The sequence below is a fragment of the Pseudomonas sp. JAI111 genome, assembly GCF_024809425.1.
In the GTDB taxonomy this organism is placed as follows: Bacteria; Pseudomonadota; Gammaproteobacteria; order Pseudomonadales; family Pseudomonadaceae; genus Aquipseudomonas.
Genome location: NZ_JANUCB010000001.1, coordinates 520395 through 534348, shown reverse-complemented (window position 1 = coordinate 534348; position 13954 = coordinate 520395). Strand labels below are relative to the sequence as shown.

15 protein-coding genes are annotated in these 13954 nt (G+C 56.2%); 4 read left to right on the top strand and 11 right to left on the bottom strand.

All coding sequences use genetic code 11. The annotated features are described in order from the left end of the window. Positions 1-95: 95 nt before the first annotated feature. Genes HNR03_RS02620 through HNR03_RS02610 form a run of 3 tightly spaced genes read right to left on the bottom strand, consistent with a single transcriptional unit; the run spans position 96 to position 2322 of the window. Positions 96-773 (bottom strand): helix-turn-helix domain-containing protein, encoded by a 678-nt coding sequence (locus HNR03_RS02620; RefSeq protein WP_259150498.1) that lies wholly within the window; start codon positions 771-773, stop codon positions 96-98. Positions 774-801: 28 nt separating this feature from the next. Further along, on the bottom strand, positions 802-1551 hold the full coding sequence (locus HNR03_RS02615) for an EAL domain-containing protein (protein WP_259150497.1): 750 nt from the start codon (positions 1549-1551) through the stop codon (positions 802-804). A gap of 30 nt (positions 1552-1581) precedes the next feature. Continuing rightward, entirely contained in the window at positions 1582-2322 is a 741-nt protein-coding gene (locus tag HNR03_RS02610; protein WP_259150496.1) for a winged helix-turn-helix domain-containing protein, read from the bottom strand. 498 nt (positions 2323-2820) lie between these two features. On the opposite strand from HNR03_RS02610, the gene HNR03_RS02605 reads away from it, so the two are divergent. Then, on the top strand, positions 2821-3654 hold the full coding sequence (locus HNR03_RS02605) for an undecaprenyl-diphosphate phosphatase (protein WP_259150495.1): 834 nt from the start codon (positions 2821-2823) through the stop codon (positions 3652-3654). Between the two features lie 51 nt (positions 3655-3705). On the opposite strand, the gene dusA is transcribed toward HNR03_RS02605, so the two are convergent. Both dusA and HNR03_RS02595 read right to left on the bottom strand, forming a co-directional pair. Further along, positions 3706-4716 carry a tRNA dihydrouridine(20/20a) synthase DusA gene (gene dusA / locus HNR03_RS02600; protein ID WP_222585501.1) on the bottom strand — a complete coding sequence of 337 codons (1011 nt, stop codon included), beginning with the start codon at positions 4714-4716 and terminating at the stop codon, positions 3706-3708. Between the two features lie 199 nt (positions 4717-4915). Continuing rightward, positions 4916-5836, bottom strand: coding sequence for a LysR family transcriptional regulator (locus HNR03_RS02595; RefSeq protein ID WP_259150494.1), 921 nt, complete (start codon positions 5834-5836; stop codon positions 4916-4918). Between the two features lie 192 nt (positions 5837-6028). On the opposite strand from HNR03_RS02595, the gene HNR03_RS02590 reads away from it, so the two are divergent. The 3 genes from HNR03_RS02590 (at position 6029) to HNR03_RS02580 (ending at position 8682) form a co-directional block, all read left to right on the top strand. After that, positions 6029-7057 carry an alpha/beta hydrolase gene (locus tag HNR03_RS02590; RefSeq protein WP_259150493.1) on the top strand — a complete coding sequence of 343 codons (1029 nt, stop codon included), beginning with the start codon at positions 6029-6031 and terminating at the stop codon, positions 7055-7057. Positions 7058-7161: 104 nt separating this feature from the next. Then, the gene (locus tag HNR03_RS02585; RefSeq protein ID WP_259150492.1) at positions 7162-8355 is read left to right on the top strand and encodes an MFS transporter; all 1194 of its coding nucleotides are present in this window, start codon (positions 7162-7164) and stop codon (positions 8353-8355) included. Between the two features lie 126 nt (positions 8356-8481). Next, positions 8482-8682 carry a hypothetical protein gene (locus HNR03_RS02580; protein ID WP_222585521.1) on the top strand — a complete coding sequence of 67 codons (201 nt, stop codon included), beginning with the start codon at positions 8482-8484 and terminating at the stop codon, positions 8680-8682. Between the two features lie 107 nt (positions 8683-8789). Here HNR03_RS02580 and HNR03_RS02575 read toward each other — a convergent pair whose 3' ends face one another. The 6 genes from HNR03_RS02575 to HNR03_RS02550 all read right to left on the bottom strand — a co-directional run bounded on the left by HNR03_RS02575 (position 8790) and on the right by HNR03_RS02550 (position 13954). Beyond that, positions 8790-9575 carry a transporter substrate-binding domain-containing protein gene (locus tag HNR03_RS02575; RefSeq protein ID WP_259150491.1) on the bottom strand — a complete coding sequence of 262 codons (786 nt, stop codon included), beginning with the start codon at positions 9573-9575 and terminating at the stop codon, positions 8790-8792. A 41-nt stretch (positions 9576-9616) separates the two neighbouring features. Next, the gene (locus tag HNR03_RS02570; RefSeq protein WP_259150490.1) at positions 9617-10804 is read right to left on the bottom strand and encodes a PAS domain-containing sensor histidine kinase; all 1188 of its coding nucleotides are present in this window, start codon (positions 10802-10804) and stop codon (positions 9617-9619) included. Beyond that, positions 10794-11609 carry an alpha/beta fold hydrolase gene (locus HNR03_RS02565; protein WP_259150489.1) on the bottom strand — a complete coding sequence of 272 codons (816 nt, stop codon included), beginning with the start codon at positions 11607-11609 and terminating at the stop codon, positions 10794-10796. The genes HNR03_RS02570 and HNR03_RS02565 overlap by 11 nt, the downstream gene beginning before the upstream one ends. A gap of 99 nt (positions 11610-11708) precedes the next feature. Further along, complete coding sequence (copD, locus tag HNR03_RS02560; protein WP_259150488.1) at positions 11709-12638, bottom strand: copper homeostasis membrane protein CopD; 930 nt, start codon at positions 12636-12638, stop codon at positions 11709-11711. Positions 12639-12641: 3 nt separating this feature from the next. Further along, positions 12642-13013, bottom strand: a complete 372-nt coding sequence (gene copC, locus HNR03_RS02555; protein WP_222585526.1) for a copper homeostasis periplasmic binding protein CopC — start codon at positions 13011-13013, stop codon at positions 12642-12644. A 53-nt stretch (positions 13014-13066) separates the two neighbouring features. After that, positions 13067-13954: a copper resistance protein B gene (locus HNR03_RS02550; RefSeq protein WP_259150487.1), complete on the bottom strand. Its 888-nt coding sequence runs from the start codon at positions 13952-13954 to the stop codon at positions 13067-13069.

The following is a 13954-nucleotide window of genomic DNA, read 5'->3' as shown; positions in this document are numbered from 1 at the left end:
GCGGGAGGAAATAAATCAAGGGTATAAAGGGGAGTAGAGTCGTGAAGTGCTTTCTTGTTTTTGTAATGCACTACCAGGAGGGTCATTAGTGTGGCTCAGGTGTTATTTTTCCCCCGTGTGATTTTCTGTATCAGGCAATAGCCACGGTTTCGAACCGCGCGGAAAAGGCGCTCGCCATTACTGGCATTTTTAAATTTTTCCTGTAGTCGACTAAGACACATCTCGAGACCGCGATAGTGCTCCGGTTCTCTGCCAATGCTGCGGATCAGATCATCTTTGCTGACCACTCGGTCATCATGGTGCAGCATTTTATTGATCAGCGCCGCCTCAAGGCCGGTCAGGACAATCTCGACATCATCTTTGATCAGCGCACCGCTGCCATTGCTCAGTTGCCAGGCGTCTGAGCACGGAAAGTGGGCTTTTACGTTCATTGAGACGGACTCGTCCCGCGTGTCGCCTGTCAGCGAAGTGGTGTTATTAAACGATGTGTCGGATTGCGCGGCTAACCACTCGGACTCAAAGGTCGCAAGTATGCGCTGAGTATCATGTTTGATAACAGGTGGGACATTAATGTCCAGGTGAGGGGAGATGAACTCCATGAGTTTTGGCGTTGAGGAGGGAAGGGCAACACCTTCGATAAACATTTTTGCCTGTGATGTGCCGAATGAGTTATATCGCTCGCTCGACAGTAATGCCTCAAGCTCAAGTTGTAGTGCCGGGCTGTGTGTGACGACGACAAAGTATTTTCTGGGGAGGGGTGTGCTGCTTTCCATGTCTCTCTCCTGAAGGGGGTGCTCGGTTTTAATTTAATAGGATGTCGGCAGGGGAGTAATGGCTCCCTTGAAAGTATTCAAACGGCAGTGCACGAGCCAGTATATGGCTAGCAGCTTGCTCTACTCTGTCCGCAATAAATGCAACCTTTGTGGTGTGCGTCAGCATCGTCATGCGTTCATGAAGTCGATTGAAAAGTTCTGGATTGCCAGTGAGTTTAAGACTCAAGTCTAGGGTTGAAAGCGGGATCTTTATATAGTCGAATAAATTCAGGGTTGTAAACATCTCGATACTTTCATCGTCGATGTTGTAATCGTCGAAGGCGATTTCAATACCGTGATCTTTCAACAGGTAGATGTTGTTTAGGATTTTCTTTTTTTCGACGAAACTGACCGCCGAGAGGGGCAGCTCATTGAGTGCGATCACCAGCGTCTGGCCAAGATTTCCCAGCGAATCGGCGCACTGGATCAGCTCTTCGGTGAGGGCGGAACTGGCCAGATCCGACTGCCTGACGCATACGAATCGACGGCTCAGGTACTTGCTTTCGCTTGAGGTATTGCGGTCTTTAAGCGAGAAGGCAATCTGCCGGGTTTGCGTGAGTACCTCACTGTAAAGGCTACTCATCGGGTTCACCCATGCAGGCGCGGGCTGAGCCTGATGGTCGTCAAACTGTATTCTGATCTCGCTGCCAAAAGGGCAGTCATCGCGAGTGAGGATCAATTGTCGAGACAAATAATGACTCGCAGGATAGACGTAAGACGCGCTCCCCGTTGCGTTCATAATGCAATAACTCCCTTGCCTGTTAACTCATCAAGCGGTCGCGATCAGACCCCTGATTAGACGATATCCATGGCCACGAATACTTTGGATGGCGTTGGTGCCATACGTGCCTTTTATTTTGCCGCGAAGGCGGCTTATTGATTTTTCCAAGGCTCTTGGGTCATAAAAATTTATATTTAGGCCCATGATTCTGGCGATTTCGTCGTGGCTCAATATTTGGTTTCTGGTTTCAGAAAACGCTTCAAGAATCTTCATTTCGGGAAACGAAACGTCGAGCTTTTTATAATCTCCAATCAGGCACATACGCGTCGGATCGAGGAGCAAACTGTGCTTCTTCTGCCACTCTGCACTGTCGAAAAAATCAACAAGTACGTCGCAGTTTTCATTCGGTAATGTCGCGAATTTAATGCAGTGGTCGGCGCCGGCAAGATAATATTTCATCTTGTTGTAAGTGCCTTTTCCTGTGATCGCGACAACTATAATGCTTGCCTGATTCTGTGCGCGAATACTTTCTACCAGCGCAAGGCTTTCAACAAACACCTGGGGACTGTCAATCACAATGAAGATTGCGCGGTACGATTGAGTGTCCCTGTTTTTTCTAAATGAATTGTTGTAGCACATTGTGTCAACGGGTATATCATGCGCAATGTGGCTAGCAACTAAAGTTCTGAAATCCTCTGCTATTGAATGGGTCCGCCCCATGGTGAGAATGCCTGGCACCTCCTTCACGTGGTTGTGGCGGGTCGTCGTTATTTTCCCTGTAAGCATCATGCTTTGACTCGGCTGGGTGCTGACATTTGGATGTTAAAGCACCAATTCTCATTTGTGACTGACAATTGGTAACATTTCACGGAATTTTCCAGCGACCATCACAATTTTTTTAACATTGCAGGTGGCTACGACGTGATTCTTCGCGGTTCCGGCATGCAGCACACAGCTGGCAAAAGAGTATCATTGTGCCATCTTTTTCCGTGATCTCTCGCTTTTCCAGATCAAGATCGTTACAGGCGATTCACACATTCAGTTACATACCGATTTTCCGAAGCGTTAATAATGGCCGCGACAGGTCTAGTTGGCGGAGAGATTTTGGCGTTCCGTCGACTTCCCTATAACTAATATTTGTTGTTATATAACATCTCTCTTGATGGAGGGGGGGCTGGACATTTAATAACATTAAGTTTTAATGCGCGGCCGGATGCGTTTTAATTTCTCGTTGGCGATACATCTAAAGCAGGTCAGTTGATGTGCTTTTGTCAGTGAGAGGAACTAATGGATTTTTGGACGACGGTTGCGGTATTGATTTTAGGCGTGGTCGAAGGGCTGACGGAGTTTTTGCCAATATCAAGTACAGGGCACCAGATTATTGTCGCGGACTTGCTCGACTTCGGCGGTGAACGTGCGATGGCGTTCAATATCATTATTCAGCTGGGTGCCATTCTGGCGGTCGTCTGGGAGTTTCGACGCAAGATCTTCGAGATCATTAAAGGCTTGCCAACACAACGTAACGCCCAACGTTTTACCTTGAACGTATTGATCGGCTTTATGCCGGCTGTCGTCTTGGGTGTATTGTTCGCCGACACGATTCACGAGTATCTGTTTAACCCAATTACCGTGGCGGTGGCTTTGGTTGTAGGCGGAATCGTCATGTTGTGGGCAGAACGGCGGGACCACGTGGTGTATGTCGATCATGTTGACGATATGCGCTGGACCGACGCGCTTAAAGTCGGTTTCGCCCAATGCCTGGCGATGATACCGGGCACCTCGCGTTCTGGTTCGACCATTATCGGTGGGCTGCTGTTCGGCCTGTCACGCAAGGCCGCCACCGAGTTCTCATTCTTCCTGGCCATGCCAACCATGGTCGGTGCGGCGGTCTACTCAGGCTACAAGTACCGGGATTTGTTCCAGGCCGCCGACCTGCCGGTCTTTGCCCTGGGTTTCGTCACCGCGTTCTTTTTCGCCATGATCGCCGTGCGCGGCTTGCTCAAGTTCATCGCCAGCCACAGTTACGCCGCATTCGCCTGGTACCGGATCGTCTTTGGGTTGTTGATCCTGGCGACATGGCTATTCGGTTGGGTCAACTGGACTGAAGCTGCAGCGCTCTGACACTAACCAACAGGCTGTCGATCAACAGCCTGGTGGTAACGCGGATAGTCGTTAACGCCCTTCAAGCAGCGCCGCTGCCTGATCCAGCAACGCCAAAGGCTCTTTCGCCTTATGGATATCCACCGACAACAACTGCCGGAACTTGCGCGCCCCCGGAAATCCGGTGCCCAATCCCAGTACATGTCGGGTGATGTGGTGCATCGAACCACCGGCATCAATGTGCGCGGCGATATAAGGGCGCAACTGGGCCAGCGCTTCGGCCCGACTGATCACCGGGGCCGTACTGCCGAACAGTTGCTGGTCCACTTCAGCCATCACATAAGGATTGTGATAAGCCTCGCGACCCAGCATCACGCCGTCAAACGTCTGCAAATGCGCATGACACGCCTCCAGCGTCTTGATTCCGCCGTTGAGAATGATCTCCAACTCCGGAAAGTCCGCCTTCAGCCGCGCCGCCACGTCATAACGCAACGGCGGAATGTCACGGTTTTCCTTCGGCGACAGCCCCTCCAGAATCGCAATCCGCGCATGCACGGTAAAACTCGTGCACCCGGCATCCCGTACCGTGCCGACGAAATCACACAACTGCTCGTAACTGTCCCGCCCGTTAATCCCGATCCGATGCTTCACCGTCACCGGAATCGACACCGCATCGCGCATCGCCTTCACGCAATCGGCCACCAACTGCGGATGCCCCATCAGGCACGCACCAATCATGTTGTTCTGCACCCGATCACTCGGGCAGCCGACATTCAGATTGACCTCGTCGTAACCGTGTTCCTGAGCCATGCGCGCGCACGCGGCCAGGTCCAGCGGAACACTACCGCCGAGTTGCAGCGCCAGCGGGTGCTCGGCTTCGTTGTGACGCAGGAAACGCTCGTGATCGCCATTGAGCAACGCGCCGGTGGTGACCATCTCGGTGTAGAGGAGCGCGTGTTTTGAGAGCAGGCGCAGGAAGAACCGGCAGTGGCGGTCGGTCCAGTCCATCATCGGCGCAACACTAAACCGCCGAGACAGCGCAGGGCTTGTGTTTTGTGGGTTTGTCACTGTTTGAGCTAGCATTTTTCTCTGCGCATTCTGGGTCGTTTTCAGGCGTGTTTAGTCAGCCTTGAAAACAAAGGGTCACCAGTTTACCAAGAGTGCCGGACATTCGCCCGGAAACAGGCCGCCCCGGCACGGGAACGTACAGCTGACAACGGCCAAATCATCGACAGCGCCCGTTAACTATCGCTCCAGGCACCCTACGTCGACTCAACTGAAATCAGGAGACATGCCTCGGCATGTCTTCCAAAGACTCACCGCGTAGAGCCTTCAGCACCAGTGAAAAGGCGGGTGTTGGCAAGCGACGGCTCGGGTAGTACAGGTGATAGCCCGAGAACAAAGGGCACCAGTCCTCCAGGACGCGTACCAGGCGGCCATCCTCGATATGCGGTGCAAATTCTTCTTCCGGCAAGTAGGCGATACCCAAGCCGCTGATTGCCGCCGCCGGGACATGTGCGCTGGTGTTCACAATGACCTGGCCCGTGACACGCACGTTGATCTTTCGACCACGCTTTTCGAATTCCCAGGCGTAGACTCCGCCAAGGGTTGGAAAGCGTATGTCGATGCATTGGTGATTCACCAGATCCTGCGGTTTCCTGGGCATGCCGTTGCGTGCGAAATACGCAGGCGATGCCACGGCAGCCATCCGTACCTGAGGTCCGATGGGAGCGGCGATCATATCCTTATCGACGGTGTCACCAAATCGGATGCCCGCATCGAAGCGGTCAGCAACGATGTCCCGGAAGCCATAGTTGATATCGAACTCAACCTTGATGTCAGGGTATTCCAGGAGCAGTGGAGTGAGTCGCGGAAGGAGGATGGTCTTCAGGACAAAATCTCCGCAGGTGATGCGCACCGTACCTGCAGGCTTGTCACGAAGCTCAGTCAAAGCATCCAGTTCTAACTCGATTTCGTCGAAACGATGACCGATGGCTTGCATCAGGCGTTCGCCGGCGCTGGTCGGCGAAACGCTACGAGTGGTGCGCGTAAGCAGGCGTATTTTCAGCCGTTTTTCCAGTCCGGAAATGGTCTGGCTCAAGGCGGACTGCGTGACACCCAGGTGGGCGGCCGCTCGGGTAAAGCTGCCTTCTCGGGCAACTGTCACGAAGGCCAGAAGGTCGTTCAGGTTATGCCGTGACATCGAAGCCCGCCTATCCAGATTGATTAGCTGTGCTTATAACTTCAACAAGCTTTCATTAGATTATCAAGCATGACGTATTCCCAGAGAATAGGGCAAGCCTCACCTGTCGTCGCAGGTATTGCTCATACCACTCGCTGATTCGGACCCTGGAAAGCAGGTCGATCGGCACCTATTCACTGATGGGAGCACCTCATGAGAAAACTGTTTTTGTTGCTCGGCCTTCTGATGGCGTCGCTCTCCGCACTCGGAGCAGACATGTCCAACGGAGCCGATAATTTTTACAAAAGCGAGAAGGTCACGATGCAAAAGGTGACCTTCAAAAATCAGTACCGGATGAATACGGTGGGCAATCTGTTTGTCCCTAAAGATCTGAAGCCCGGCAGCAAAAGCGCAGCGATTATCGTTGGCCATCCCATGGGTGCGGTCAAAGAGCAGAGTTCGAACCTGTATGCGCAGAAACTGGCGGAGCAGGGCTTCGTGACACTTGCGATCGATCTGTCGTTCTGGGGCGAAAGTGAGGGTCAACCGCGCAACGCGGTTGCGCCAGAAATCTATGCTGAAGACTTCAGTGCCGCTGTGGATTACCTCGGTACCCAGACATTTGTTGATCGGAGCCGGATAGGCGTCCTGGGCATTTGTGGCAGCGGCAGCTTCGTCATTAGCGCGGCCAAGATCGACCCTCGGATGAAGGCCGTTGCCACAGTCAGCATGTACGACATGGGCGCAGCCAACCGAAACGGTTTGAAGCATTCCGTCACTGTCGATCAGAGGAAGCAAGCTATCGCCGCCGCTGCCGAGCAGCGATACGTTGAGTTCACAGGTGGCGAAACCCAGTACACCAGCGGAAGCGTCCATGAGCTGACTGACACATCCAACCCCATCGAGCGCGAGTTCTACGATTTCTACCGCACACCACGCGGAGAGTTCACGCCCAAAGGTCAGTCACCGTTACTGACCACTCACCCGACGCTCACCAGCAACGCCAAGTTCATGAACTTCTATCCGTTCAACGATATCGAGACGATCTCGCCGCGCCCAATGTTGTTCATTGCCGGGGAAAATGCTCACTCGCGTGAATTCAGTGAAGAGGCCTATCGACTGGCCGGTCAACCGAAAGAGCTTGTCATCATTCCAGGTGCGGGCCACGTGGATCTCTATGATCGGGTCGATCTCATTCCGTTTGCCAAGCTGACCTCGTTCTTCCAGACCCACCTCAAGTGACGCGTTGAGCCGCGGATCTTTCATCACTCTACGTACCCAAAAAACGATTCCGACGCCACGCGCACGTTGCTGGCGTTGGAGCTTTTCGTGTTGGAGAACATCAGATGAGCAGCACCACCTTTCCTATCCAGGCCGCGAATCGACAGGTATGGGGAGCCGTCCTCGCGATGTCGCTGTGTGCGTTTGCCCTGGTGACTTCGGAGTTTCTGCCGGTGAGTTTGCTCACACCGATTGCGACGGATCTCGCGCTGACGGAGGGGCAGGCCGGACAAGCGATTTCCATTTCAGGCCTCTTCGCGGTCGTCACCAGTCTCTTCATCTCTTCAGTCATCCGTCGACTCGACCGAAGACCCGTTTTGCTTTTCCTGACCGGCTTGATGATTGCCTCAGGCACGCTCGTCGCCTTTGCCCCGAACTACTCGACACTGATGGTGGGCCGCGCCATTTTGGGAATTGCTATCGGTGGCAGTTGGTCAATGTCGACTGCCGTCATGATGCGGATTGCACCTGAGCGTTTCGTGCCTAAGGCCATCGCTTTGATCCAGGGCGGCACGGCACTCGCCACTGCTGTCGCGGCTCCCATTGGCAGTTACATGGGTGGGTTGATCGGTTGGCGAGGTGCATTTTTCTGCGTGGTTCCGCTCGCCGCGTTGGCGCTCTGTTGGCAAGCATTCACGTTGCCGAAAATGCCTGGCCAAAATGAGTCTGGCTCTGTAACGGATGTGTTTCGGCTATTGGCTAATGCGAAAGTCTCGCTGGGCATGGCAGCCGTGGCATTTTTGTTTATGGGGCAATTCGCGTTGTTCACCTATCTGCGTCCGTTTCTGGAGTTGGTGACCCGCGTTGATGTATCTGGACTCTCCCTGCTGTTGCTGATCATAGGCGTGGCAGGATTGGTGGGCACTATGGTGATCGGCCCGGTGTTGCACAGAAGTCTTCATCGAGTTCTGATGATCATCCCATTGTTGATGTCGGGGCTTGCTGCGGCTCTGCTCGTATTTGGCAACTCGATGTGGACGACAGCCGTTCTGCTGGGTGTATGGGGCCTGATCGCTACGTGCGCACCTGTCGGCTGGTTCACATGGTTATCGCGCACGCTTCCAGAGGATGCCGAAACCGGAGGTGGTCTGATGGTGGCGGTGATTCAGTTGGCGATCACACTTGGTGCGACCGTGGGCGGGGTGCTCTATGACGGAGTTGGCTACCAGGCAACGTTCATCGCAAGTGGAGTATTTCTTTTACTGGCAGCGGTGCTCGCGCTGTTTGTCTCGCGATCGGATGTGCCCTTATTGCGATGACAATGCCGCAATAGCTGAACAGATCCTGTCGGCCCGTCAGATTTCATCTTGTCTGACGCATTTGCGGCCTACGATGAAGGGCGCACATTCGTATGGCCACGCGTCGAACCCACAGGAAACTGAAAAATGATCCCGAACCTCCTCAAAGTCGTGATGATCGCCGGTGCTTTGCTGTTGAGCGCTTGCTCGGGCGTGAGTACCAGCACGTGTTTCTCACAAGGTTGCCAATCTTTCGACGGCCATGGTGCCAACCAGTTGAAGTTCGGTGGAAGTGCGATCGGCAACAGTTTCAGTGAGTACAGTTCGGGTTTGTTGCACGATGACTGAGGTGTGACGCGACGGCAGGGGAAACCTGTGCCGGCTCACGTCATTGCCTGATGCCCCGTCGACCACCGCGCAGCCGGACGCAGGCTGCGGGGATCGTGCGTTTGCGGCTATTTGGAGGCGGGCGTCGCTATCCATTGACCCAGGATTTTCTGGTAGTTGCCGGTGACCTTGGCCAAGTGCAGCCACTGATCGACGTACAACTTCCAGGTGATGTCATCACGGGGTAGCAAGTAGGCTTTCTCGCCGTACTGCATGAATTGGCTCGGGTTCACCGCGCACAAACCGGGTTTGAGTTTCTGCTGGTACAGCGCTTCCGACGCATCGGTAATCATCACGTCGGCCTTCTTGTCCAGCAGCTCCTGAAAGATCGTCACGTTGTCGTGAAGGCTCAACTGCGCCTTGGGAAGAAAGGCGTGGACAAACGCTTCGTTGGTGCCTCCGGCCGGTTCAACCAGGCGAACCCCAGGCTGGTTGATCTGCTCGACCGTCTGGTACAGCGCCTGATCTTCGCAACGCACCAGCGGGATCTTGCCGTCGACATCCAGCGTGGTGCTGAAGAAGGCTTTTTTCTGACGTTCCAGCGTGACCGAGATGCCGCCGACACCGATGTCGCACTTGCCCGCCAGCATATCGGGCATCAGGGTTTTCCAGGTGGTCTGCACCCACTCGACCTTGACGCCAAGGCTGTCGGCCAGCGTGTGGGCCATGGCGATGTCGATGCCTGAATATTCGCCGTCTTCGGCTTTGTAGGTATAGGGTTTGTAATCGCCCGTGGTGCAAACCCGCAGTTGGCCTTGCTGGATGACGCTGTCCAGATGCGATGGCTCCGCCTGAGCAGCAAGAGATAGCGCGAGCAGGCCGCCGAGGATGAGTGTGCTTTTTATGGTTTTCATTGATATCCGGCTTCCGTGATGGATTTGATCAGGCGTGACGCTTACTGCGCTACGGCACCTGACGGAAAATACACGCTGAATACTGTCCCATCCTCCGGGTTCGAACTCACCGAAACATCCCCGCCGTGGGCCATGGCGATTTCCCGGACGATAAACAACCCGAGCCCGACACTGCGTACATCACTGTCGGTGTCTGTGTCTGTGCCACGAGTCATCGGTTCAAACAGAACTGCAATCAACGATGCTGGAATAACCGGCCCGTGGTTTTGCACCGACACCACGGCCTGATTCTCTTCCAGTCGCGAGGTAATGGTAATCGGCTGCGCCAGGTCACCATAGGCCACGCTATTGGCAACCAGATTGCCAATGATCTGCTGCACCCGATCCGCGTCCAGATTTGCGTTACCGGTGCCGATGGACTGATGCAGCAACGTCGCCTCGGGAAATGCCATGCGCAGCTCGTCGACGCTCTGTCTGACGATCGTGTGCAAGTCCTGCGAAGTCGGAGAAACCCCGATGCCGCGCCCGACTCTGGCCAGCGCGAAGTCCAGGAGGTCGGCGATCATGCGCTGCGCGCGTTCCGCCGATTGGCTGATGTGGCCGAGCAGTTTGGTTTCCCTGGCAGTGCGCTCGCCTTGGGCGAGGATGTCCGAGGCCATTTTGATGGCGGTCAGCGGGTTTTTCAGGTCGTGGCTGACGATGGCGACCATTTGTTCGGCGAACGAGGCGCGTCGCTTGGCCTTTTCGTAGGCCCGGTTCAATTGGGTCTGAGCGTCGAGAAGGGCGGCATCGGCCGCCATTTTCTCCGACAACAGGCCCTCCGCGAGTTTGCGCGCGCTGAGCAGTTCACGTTCGTACTTGTCGCGGTCAATGGTGCCGAACAGCGCCAGTTCATTAAACGTACCGTTGGCGTGCTCGCGTCTGACCCCGTTGAGCAGCATGGTGACCGTGTGTTTGTCGTGGTGAACCAGATCGAGTTTTACCTCGGCCACGGAGCCTTGCATCTGCATCAGTGGCGCCCAGTGCGTCTGATGGAAAATGCGTCCGCCCATGGTCAGCAGGTCTTGAAAGCGCCGGCCAACCAAGGCTTGGGAATCGAAGCCGATCCAGTGGCAGAAGGTCTGATTGGCACGCAGGATCGTGCCGTCTTCTTTCGTCACCACGAGGCCGCAGGGCGCGCATTCGAACAGCGTCTGCGGGTCGGGCAACGGCGGTTCGTCAGTCGACATGTGGGTCTATCCAGGGCGACAGGAAGCTGTCCATGGCCTCGGAGCAGGCGCAGGGCGCGCTCATGTGGGGACAATGGCCGACGTTGGCCACCAGGCAGAGCGTGCTGTTGGGAAGCACGCCATGCAGGTATTCGCCGACGGCAACGGGGGCGATGATGTCGTCGCTGGATTGCAGGATCAGGGTTGGCGTGGTCAGGCCCGCAACGTCTTCGCGGTTGTCGGACATGAACGTGACGCGGGCAAATTGCTTGGCGATCTCGGGTTCCGTACGGCAAAAACTGTTGGTGAGCTCTTCGCCCAGCGCTGGCTGCCCGGGTGCGCCCATGATCACCGGAGCCATCGTGCTCGACCAGCCGAGGTAGTTGCTGTCGAGGGTGTCGAGCAGTGAGTGGATGTCTTCGAGCTTGAAGCCGCCCACGTAGTCGTCGACATCGATATAGCAGGGCGAGGGACCAATCATGACGTGGGCAGCGATGGTGCCGGGGCGCTGACGATCCACCAGGGCACCGATCATGGCGCTGACGGAATGCCCCACCAGAATCACCGGGCTGGTGGCGAACTGGTCGATGAGTTCGCCAAGGTCCTGGGCATACCCGGCCAGAGAGTTGTATTTTTCTTTGTCGTACGCCCCGAGGTCCGACTGCCCCGCGCCGACCTGGTCATACAATACGACCCTGCAACGCCCCGTGAAATGATCGACGAGGTAGCGCCACATGGTTTGATCGCAGCCAAAGCCATGGGAGAAGACCAGCGTCGCCGGACCGTCGCCCATCACTTTTATGTTGTTGCGATGTTGAAGGTCCATGTGAATTTCCCTGGTCGGGCCAAAAGTATTTTTGGCCACCGGGGGGAGTTTAGATAGTCGCAGGCATCAGGTCACGCATTGCCTTGGAAAGAGGCGCTCCTACGGATCGACCCTTTCCGGGCTCAACGTTCCCAACCAGGCGACCAACCCTACAATCAACACCGCCGCCACCAATTCCACGATCACGCTGCGCCGTAACGCATTCGCCGCCACCCGGTGCTGCCCATCCCGCAACGACTGCTGCAAAAGCGGCCCAAGGTGGAAGCGGTTCAGCGCGGCGAGCACCAGCATCCCGGCGAACAGTGCAACTTTGATGAACAGCAACACCCCGTAGGTGCTCAGAAACACCTCATCGAGCGTCGGCCCCACAATGAACAGGTAGTTCACGACGCCTGTGACCGTGATAAAGAGCACAATCAATGCACCGACCGTTTCGAACCGTGTCACCGTGCGAGCCAGCAACCGAATGCGGGCTTCGCTTTGCAGCGCATTGATTTTCGCCATCAACGCAAACGCCACCAAAGCCCCCAGCCACACGCCTGCCGCCAGCATGTGCAGAATATCGACGGTGAAATGCCAGGCACGGCGGTCACCTTCGTCCATCGCCCCATGACCGCTCCAGGCCAGCGAGGCGAGGGCGATCGCGCCCGCCATCGACGCCACCAGCAGGCTGAACCCTAGCGCCCGAGGGTGGAACAACATCGCCAGGCCGGCGACGACCAAGGCGACGAGACGCACGATCCAGGCGAATCCGACGTCGGTTTGCAACATCATCATCTCGATGTGCGGACGCAGCTCAGCAATGTCCGATTCACCGCTCATGGCGCTCGCCATCACCACCAGGCTGGCGACCGACAGCAGGGCGCCCAACGCTGCCGTGCCCGCCAAGATCGGGCGCAACGGCAACACGGTCCCCGAGCGCCGCTCCTGACCTTCAAGGCTGTACAGCGCAAACAGCGCCAACCCGAACAACAGCATCAAATCCACATACAGACCCAACCGCAGTGCAATACCGAGCGCTTCGTTCATCAATCACTTCACTTTGAACGTGACGTTGCCGGTGATCGGATGAGTATCGGAAGACACCGCGCGCCAGTCGACTTTGTAGCTCCCGGCAGACAGTGGTGTGAGCGGAGTGATGACCATGGTTTTCGGGTCACTGCCGCCCGAGACCTTGGCCTTCATCGGCATCGGGGAATGCGCCATGCCGGGCATTTCAGTCATCACCAGTTTCGCCCCGGAAAATTGCGTCATCAGGTTCTCGGAGAAGTGCAGTTCGATGGTGCTCGGCGCCGCACCTTCCGCCGCGTCGGCCGGGTTGGAGGAGAGCAGTTTGGGGTGTGCTTGAGCGAGTGCGCTCATCAGCAGCCCAAGGGCAACAACTGTCGTTTTCATCATGCGCATGCAAGGCCTCTTACCGCTCGGAGCGGTTGTGTTTTGGAGTTGGATTAATGCGTTTAAAACCACAGCCGAACGCCGAGGACCAGGCGCGCTTCGCTGCGATCCTCACCTTCGGCGTTGGCGTAGTCGGCGGTTTTGCCGTAGGTGCGATTCCAGGTCACGCCGAGGTAGGGCGCGAACTCCCGACGGATTTCATAGCGCAGCCGCAGGCCGGCTTCGGTGTTGGATAGTCCGGAACCGATACCCCGTTGCGGGTCGTTTTGGCCATAGGCGTTCAGCTCGGCAGTCGGCTGCAGAATCAGCCGGTTGGTGAGCAGGATGTCGTAGTCGCCTTCCAGTCGCACGGCGGTTTGGCCACCTTCACCGATGAACGCCGTGGCTTCGGTTTCAAAGTTATAGAGCGCCATGCCTTGCAAGCCGAAGGCGGCCCAGGTTTGCGGGGCGCCGGGTTTGAAGTCCTGGCGCACGCCACTCACCACGTCCCACCACGGGGAAATCGCATGGCCCCAAAGGGCTTGTATTTCGGCGTCCTCGGTCTTGCCGTTGAGGCGTTCGCCTTCGGAGCGTAGCCACAGTCGGTCGATGTCGCCGCCGATCCATCCGGAGACATCCCACGCCAGGGCGCTGCCGTTGTCCGCGTCCTGCCATTCGAGTTTGTCGGCGAGGAAGTAATAGTTGAGGGCGGTGTCATGCACGCCGTGGCCGGTCAGGCTGGCGAATACGGCAGCGCGGTCGGCTTCGGTCAGTGCCGGTATCGGCGTGCGGCTTTCAGTCGGCGCGGCGGGCTGCATCTGACCTTCGTCCATGCTTTGCAATTGGCTGTCGTCCATGCCGCTCATCTGGCTATGGTCCATGCCCTGCATGTCGTTGGTGGCGGCTATCGCCGGCGAAGGCGTCAGGCTCGCGGTCACGAGTGCGCAAAAAATCAGCGTCAGTCTGTTCAT

Excerpts from the sequence above, each read along its gene's own strand:
- HNR03_RS02590 (WP_259150493.1), top strand. The coding sequence starts at position 6,029 with ATGAGAAAACTGTTTTTGTTGCTCGGCCTTCTGATGGCGTCGCTCTCC.
- copD (WP_259150488.1), bottom strand. The coding sequence starts at position 12,638 with ATGAACGAAGCGCTCGGTATTGCACTGCGGTTGGGTCTGTATGTGGAT.
- HNR03_RS02565 (WP_259150489.1), bottom strand. The coding sequence starts at position 11,609 with ATGGACCTTCAACATCGCAACAACATAAAAGTGATGGGCGACGGTCCG.
- HNR03_RS02585 (WP_259150492.1), top strand. The coding sequence starts at position 7,162 with ATGAGCAGCACCACCTTTCCTATCCAGGCCGCGAATCGACAGGTATGG.
- HNR03_RS02550 (WP_259150487.1), bottom strand. The coding sequence starts at position 13,954 with ATGAACAGACTGACGCTGATTTTTTGCGCACTCGTGACCGCGAGCCTG.
- dusA (WP_222585501.1), bottom strand. The coding sequence starts at position 4,716 with ATGCTAGCTCAAACAGTGACAAACCCACAAAACACAAGCCCTGCGCTG.
- copC (WP_222585526.1), bottom strand. The coding sequence starts at position 13,013 with ATGCGCATGATGAAAACGACAGTTGTTGCCCTTGGGCTGCTGATGAGC.
- HNR03_RS02620 (WP_259150498.1), bottom strand. The coding sequence starts at position 773 with ATGGAAAGCAGCACACCCCTCCCCAGAAAATACTTTGTCGTCGTCACA.
- HNR03_RS02595 (WP_259150494.1), bottom strand. The coding sequence starts at position 5,836 with ATGTCACGGCATAACCTGAACGACCTTCTGGCCTTCGTGACAGTTGCC.
- HNR03_RS02610 (WP_259150496.1), bottom strand. The coding sequence starts at position 2,322 with ATGATGCTTACAGGGAAAATAACGACGACCCGCCACAACCACGTGAAG.
- HNR03_RS02580 (WP_222585521.1), top strand. The coding sequence starts at position 8,482 with ATGATCCCGAACCTCCTCAAAGTCGTGATGATCGCCGGTGCTTTGCTG.
- HNR03_RS02570 (WP_259150490.1), bottom strand. The coding sequence starts at position 10,804 with ATGTCGACTGACGAACCGCCGTTGCCCGACCCGCAGACGCTGTTCGAA.
- HNR03_RS02605 (WP_259150495.1), top strand. The coding sequence starts at position 2,821 with ATGGATTTTTGGACGACGGTTGCGGTATTGATTTTAGGCGTGGTCGAA.
- HNR03_RS02575 (WP_259150491.1), bottom strand. The coding sequence starts at position 9,575 with ATGAAAACCATAAAAAGCACACTCATCCTCGGCGGCCTGCTCGCGCTA.
- HNR03_RS02615 (WP_259150497.1), bottom strand. The coding sequence starts at position 1,551 with ATGAACGCAACGGGGAGCGCGTCTTACGTCTATCCTGCGAGTCATTAT.